Annotated in this window: 8 protein-coding genes; 4 read left to right on the plus strand and 4 right to left on the minus strand. The window is 53.2% G+C overall.

Annotation, left to right across the window (positions count from 1 at the left end; translation table 11 throughout):
* The coding region (locus QC823_RS16015; RefSeq protein WP_309657342.1) for a hypothetical protein at positions 1-548 on the plus strand (548 nt) is incomplete at its 5' end.
* A gap of 148 nt (positions 549-696) precedes the next feature.
* On the opposite strand, the gene QC823_RS16020 is transcribed toward QC823_RS16015, so the two are convergent.
* A complete protein-coding gene (locus QC823_RS16020) occupies positions 697-1,131 on the minus strand; it encodes a type II toxin-antitoxin system YafO family toxin (RefSeq protein ID WP_309657343.1) in 435 nt (144 codons plus the stop codon).
* Positions 1,124-1,654, minus strand: a complete 531-nt coding sequence (locus QC823_RS16025; RefSeq protein ID WP_309657344.1) for a hypothetical protein — start codon at positions 1,652-1,654, stop codon at positions 1,124-1,126. Before QC823_RS16025 ends, QC823_RS16020 begins: the two co-directional genes overlap by 8 nt.
* Positions 1,655-1,760: 106 nt before the next feature.
* Here QC823_RS16025 and QC823_RS16030 point away from each other — a divergent pair, with 106 nt between their 5' ends.
* A complete protein-coding gene (locus QC823_RS16030; RefSeq protein WP_309657345.1) occupies positions 1,761-1,994 on the plus strand; it encodes a hypothetical protein in 234 nt (77 codons plus the stop codon).
* A gap of 192 nt (positions 1,995-2,186) precedes the next feature.
* Here the strand turns inward: QC823_RS16030 and QC823_RS16035 are convergent, their stop codons facing one another.
* On the minus strand, positions 2,187-3,185 hold the full coding sequence (locus QC823_RS16035; protein ID WP_309657348.1) for an integrase core domain-containing protein: 999 nt from the start codon (positions 3,183-3,185) through the stop codon (positions 2,187-2,189).
* A gap of 130 nt (positions 3,186-3,315) precedes the next feature.
* Between QC823_RS16035 and QC823_RS16040 the strand changes: the two genes are divergently transcribed.
* Both QC823_RS16040 and QC823_RS16045 read left to right on the plus strand, forming a co-directional pair.
* On the plus strand, positions 3,316-4,089 hold the full coding sequence (locus QC823_RS16040; protein ID WP_309657346.1) for a SapC family protein: 774 nt from the start codon (positions 3,316-3,318) through the stop codon (positions 4,087-4,089).
* Between the two features lie 27 nt (positions 4,090-4,116).
* Complete coding sequence (locus tag QC823_RS16045; RefSeq protein WP_309657347.1) at positions 4,117-4,329, plus strand: DUF6447 family protein; 213 nt, start codon at positions 4,117-4,119, stop codon at positions 4,327-4,329.
* Between the two features lie 193 nt (positions 4,330-4,522).
* Here QC823_RS16045 and QC823_RS16295 read toward each other — a convergent pair.
* Positions 4,523-4,611: flagellar basal body rod C-terminal domain-containing protein (locus QC823_RS16295; RefSeq protein WP_422823686.1), on the minus strand; the 89-nt coding region annotated here is incomplete at its 5' end.

Raw genomic sequence — 4,611 nt, forward strand, 5'->3', positions numbered from 1 at the left:
GGCTAAGCAATCAGGCCAAACGGCTGCAGGCCTATGCCCTGGATCTCGACACGCTGAACACGTACAGAGCGAAGTGGATTGATCTCCTGGGTTATGTCGACTTCTTGCCAATGTTATTGCAGGCGATGGATGCGCTGATTGCTCAGCAGGCGAAAGGGGAGGCAACAGAAGTCGCTTATGATGAAGTGGTCTTCCAGATCGGCATCTACAAGAAATCGTGCTGGGCCTTCATCAAAACGTTCTACGGCTCGATCAATCCCTACGTAGATCGCTGGCTAAAGGTATTGCCCGATTACAAATATCAGTTCGAGCAACGCTACGAACTCGGTAGAAAGCTCACCGTGGCCGATCAGGCCGAGCTAATCCGCGCGCTGATAGACGTCGTGCCTAACCGGGACGACCCGTATAACCTACGCCAAACACCCGAAGGCAGGGCATTATGGGAAGCAGCAGCGCGTTCTGAGGGGAATGCTAGTGCTATTGATGAGCCGCCCTTATCGACAAGTAATGTAGTGGAGTTGTTTAGCTTCAAGAAAAAACGGCGTTGATCGTATTCTACCTTCGGGCTCTTATATCTGCCTACGTTGCCCCGTGCGGCGCTTTATGCCGCCACCTTATGAATTCCCCTACCTCACAGCATAAACGCGGCCCTATGGCCGCTATGGGTCTTCTGATGCTGGGTTACGACAGGCAGCCTCAATGAAAGTCTTTGAATTCTTGAGCCAGGCGAGCTAGGTAGGGGATGGTGTGGTTGTCGCGTGCTTGCTGATGGGCGTCCGGGTAGAGGATTGCCAGCAGGCAATAGTGTTCTTCCTCCAGTTCACCTTGCACGTATACCAAGGCCGCATCTTGGTCCGAGGCATTCATCGGACACTTCCGGTCCGCCTGGGGGCGCTTTCTGGGGAAGGTGGTTGGCGGGACGGCAATGTGGATGTGCATCAACCCCGCGCGAAAGGCGCTATGAGGGTGGGTGTAAGGCGCATCGTTGCCGAAGCAATCAGGCACGACCTCCCGGCCAGCAGTGATATAGTCCGTGAAACTCTCCAGAAGTTCCTGCTTGAACCCAGGGAAAGTGGCGTCAATGTTGTCGAAGTAGTGTTCCGTTTCCGGATGGAAGGCTACCTCAATCACCTGCCTTTCTCGCTTTTTCACTCAGCTTTACTGTCATGAGCGTGGCAGCGGCGGCGTAGGCTGCAGGGGAAACCGTCGAGTCATACGTCTTGGCGATCACCTGTCGCTGCTTGGACACATGGGCTGCCAGGGCCATGCGGCTACGCGCCTTGGCGATGGCACGACGAAAACCACACTGTTCCAATAGTGCGGTGACGTCGCTGGGTGTCTCGGGGTCATTCATCAAGCGCTTGAGTTCGCGCTCCATCGTGCGCAACCGTTTGGTAAGCCCCTCCAGTGAGCGATAGTCAAGCGGGGCATCACCGCTCTCTTCGACCGTTAGAATGTACTGGTCGGCATCTTCGACCAGTTGATCGAAAGATACCTGGGCCTTACGCATCAATCGCTGAAATGTGTCGTCCCCTGGCTGGTTGCTTTCACGGGTATCCGCGATACGCTGAATAAGCCGACCGGCATTGTTGGCCAGGTCGAAGGCAACGTCGAGCAAGTGCTGGACAAGAGGGTTAGGAATAGCCGTTATCATGATCAATACCTCCCACCGTGATATAGGGTGGCTGACAATCAGTGTATCATACCGATGCCAAGCGCCTGTGTCCGCCACGCCACTGATAAGCTGCTAAACTCTCTCTATGACTGCTTACCCCGATTCCCAAGGCCCTGAAACGGCGCCTATCCCTCCGGCTACCCGCACGGCGTTACTCACCGAGCTGGAGACTTACGAGCACCTGCTGTTCGAGCCCATGACCCAGGCTGACCTGGATGGCCTCTATGCGCTTTATGACCAGTGGCTGGCGACTCTGGGCGATTCCCCCGAAGCCATTGCGCTGTGCGACTGTGGTGGTGAAAAATTCCACGACCTATAAGTTGATCAAAAAATGACCATCTTGCTGATGGTTTTCTTCGTTTGGGGCTGGGGAAAGTCGGGAACGAAAAGGGTATGTGGGCTGGAAAAATAGCGTGGAGGAAGAAATAGAACAGCTAAACCACACCATTCAGGCAGGCGTCATCCTTGGCGACTGCCAATAGAAAGTTCTGCATGTGTAAGGTGGTGGATATCAGGCGGCGTTTAGCCGGTAGCTATGATGCAACCCGCCTACCCATTGCACCGATTTCAAACGATAGCGTTCTGGTTCCTGTGACATATTGCTGTCGTTGGCGGCATTACCATCAGAAATAACGGGAGGGTCTCCGCCATTGGTCATGTGGGGGCGTGCCGTGTTGTAAAAGTGTCGATATTCCGTCAATCGTTGATTCAAGTGGCGCAAGCCCAATGGCACAAGGTAATCCAGCAATTCCTCCTGCAGTGTCCGATTAAAACGTTCGACCACGCCATTCTGCCAAGGACTCCGGTAACTCGTTCGCCTTACCTGCATGCCAAAACCTGGCAACGTGTGTTTTGCAACATGGGAAAATGCTGTATCACGATCCATTACCATGATGCGACCTTGGGCATCATCGAACGGAAAGGCTTCCCGTAGTTGCTGAGCGATCCACTGGGCAGTGGGGTTATAGGTGGCGCGTGACCAGATCAAACGACGCCGGTGGTGATCGACAATGTTCAAGATGAACACCTGCCGACAATAGATATCGAAGGTGGTTTTGAAGTCCATACCGCATACGTTGTGGTTATTCAAAAAAGTTCGCCATGTCGGCTCCTGTTGATATCGTCGCGAGCGATCAGATGGGGGCGGAGAAAAACCATGTTTCTTGAGAATGCGGGCTACGTTGTTCTTGTCGATAGGGCGCTTCAAATCATGCCGTAGCAAGGCAGCGATACGTCGACAGGAATATCCAGGGTTCTCCCGATGAATCGTCAATATCCAGTCTTCTACATACACGGGCGTGAGGGGGCGACCACGACACTTTCCCGCGACTGACTTGTAATGCCAAATTAATTGTATTTGTCGATGAAACCACTGGATCACCGTAATAGGGCGAGGTGGGAACGCCGAGAGATACCACGGCAGTAGCGGTGAAAGCCGCCGATAATGGCCGTACTGATTGCCGAGCAGAAAGCCACCGAATCCACACAGAAACAACACGATAACAAGCACCAACTTTTGGTCTCCTTCTCTCCTTGAAAGCATCGCATCGTAGGCGTTGGTTGGTACAATGGCAATCAACCTACAAGGGGCGCGACAACGACAGCGCTCATGCCTTGTCAACACTTTTTAGGAAGCACTCATGCCCGAATGGATCGCGCTATCGCCCAGCCAGCACAAGGCCAAGCATTACTTGCCCCGCCAAGGCTATGCTTTTGCCATTAACCAAGCCGTCGCGACCATATTACTGGCGGAAATGCCCAAGCTGTTGCCGCACTATGCGCTGGGGTTTATCCAACAAGGCGAACGTTACCAGCCGATGGCACTGCTGAGTTTGGATGGGCAGAATAACCTTTACTTGCACAGTGATGGGCGTTGGTTAGGTAATTATGTGCCCGCCTCTTTACGTGGATATCCCTTCACGTTGGCCAATAGCGAAACCGGCGAGAAAGTCTTCGCCATTGATGCCGATCACCTCAGCGATAAGGTAGGCGAGCCGTTATTTGATGAGGAGGGCAATCTTACGCAGAGAGCTGCGCAGACACTCGATTTCCTTAAACAGTGCGAGCAAAACCGCCAAGTGACCCAGCAAGCGGTAAAGGTGTTGGGAGATGCCGGGGTGATTGAACCTTGGCCCTTGAAAATTGAACGTGGCGAAGGCCAAGAGCCATTAGCGGTGACGGGACTGTATCGGATAGATGAAAAAGCCCTGAATGCCTTGGAAGGGGAGGCGTATGCCGCACTTAAAGGCGCACCAATGGCCTTGGCTCACGCACAACTGTTTTCAATGAGCCAGCTTAACCAGTTAACCGAAAGAGCGAAACTTCACGCGAAGCAGGGTACGGTGGACGCCCCAGAAAACCTCGACAGTGTTTTTGATAACGATGACGATTTAGAATTTGATTTTGATAGTTAATTCAACGACCCATTAAGGAGCAACACCATGGCAGATGAAAAGAAGCAAACGATCACGATTGACGGCACTGAGTACAACGTGGCCGACCTTTCCGAAAACGCCCAGAACCAGGTGTTGAACCTGCGCGTGACCGATGCTGAGATCGAAAAGCTCAAGCAGCAGCTGGCCATCCATCAGACCGCCCGCACGGCCTATGCGCGGGCGCTACAGGAAGAACTGCCCAAGAAAGAGGTGCATTGATGCGCGTTATGTTGATTGCCGCTCTGGGCCTGGCCCTGGGTGGCTGTGTGCCCTTCGTGCCGATTATTTGATCAAAGCGTCAATGCCGCCCTGTGCGGCGTTTTATGCCGCTACCCGATAATCCCTACCTCACGGCATAAGTGCGGCCCTGTGGCCGCTGTGAGCTGCTAAACTAGTACTAGACTTTAGGAAGTTAACCTCGTAGACCAAGAATTGTATCGAAGATAGTAGAAGCCGTATCAATCACTTTGGCGTTAGCCTGGTAGTACTGCTGATAACGGA

The organism is Vreelandella vilamensis, from assembly GCF_031451755.1.
In the GTDB taxonomy this organism is placed as follows: Bacteria; Pseudomonadota; Gammaproteobacteria; order Pseudomonadales; family Halomonadaceae; genus Vreelandella; species Vreelandella vilamensis.

Coding starts and splice junctions, on each gene's coding strand:
- QC823_RS16025 (WP_309657344.1), bottom strand. CDS start 1,654: ATGATAACGGCTATTCCTAACCCTCTTGTCCAGCACTTGCTCGACGTT.
- QC823_RS16030 (WP_309657345.1), top strand. CDS start 1,761: ATGACTGCTTACCCCGATTCCCAAGGCCCTGAAACGGCGCCTATCCCT.
- QC823_RS16040 (WP_309657346.1), top strand. CDS start 3,316: ATGCCCGAATGGATCGCGCTATCGCCCAGCCAGCACAAGGCCAAGCAT.
- QC823_RS16045 (WP_309657347.1), top strand. CDS start 4,117: ATGGCAGATGAAAAGAAGCAAACGATCACGATTGACGGCACTGAGTAC.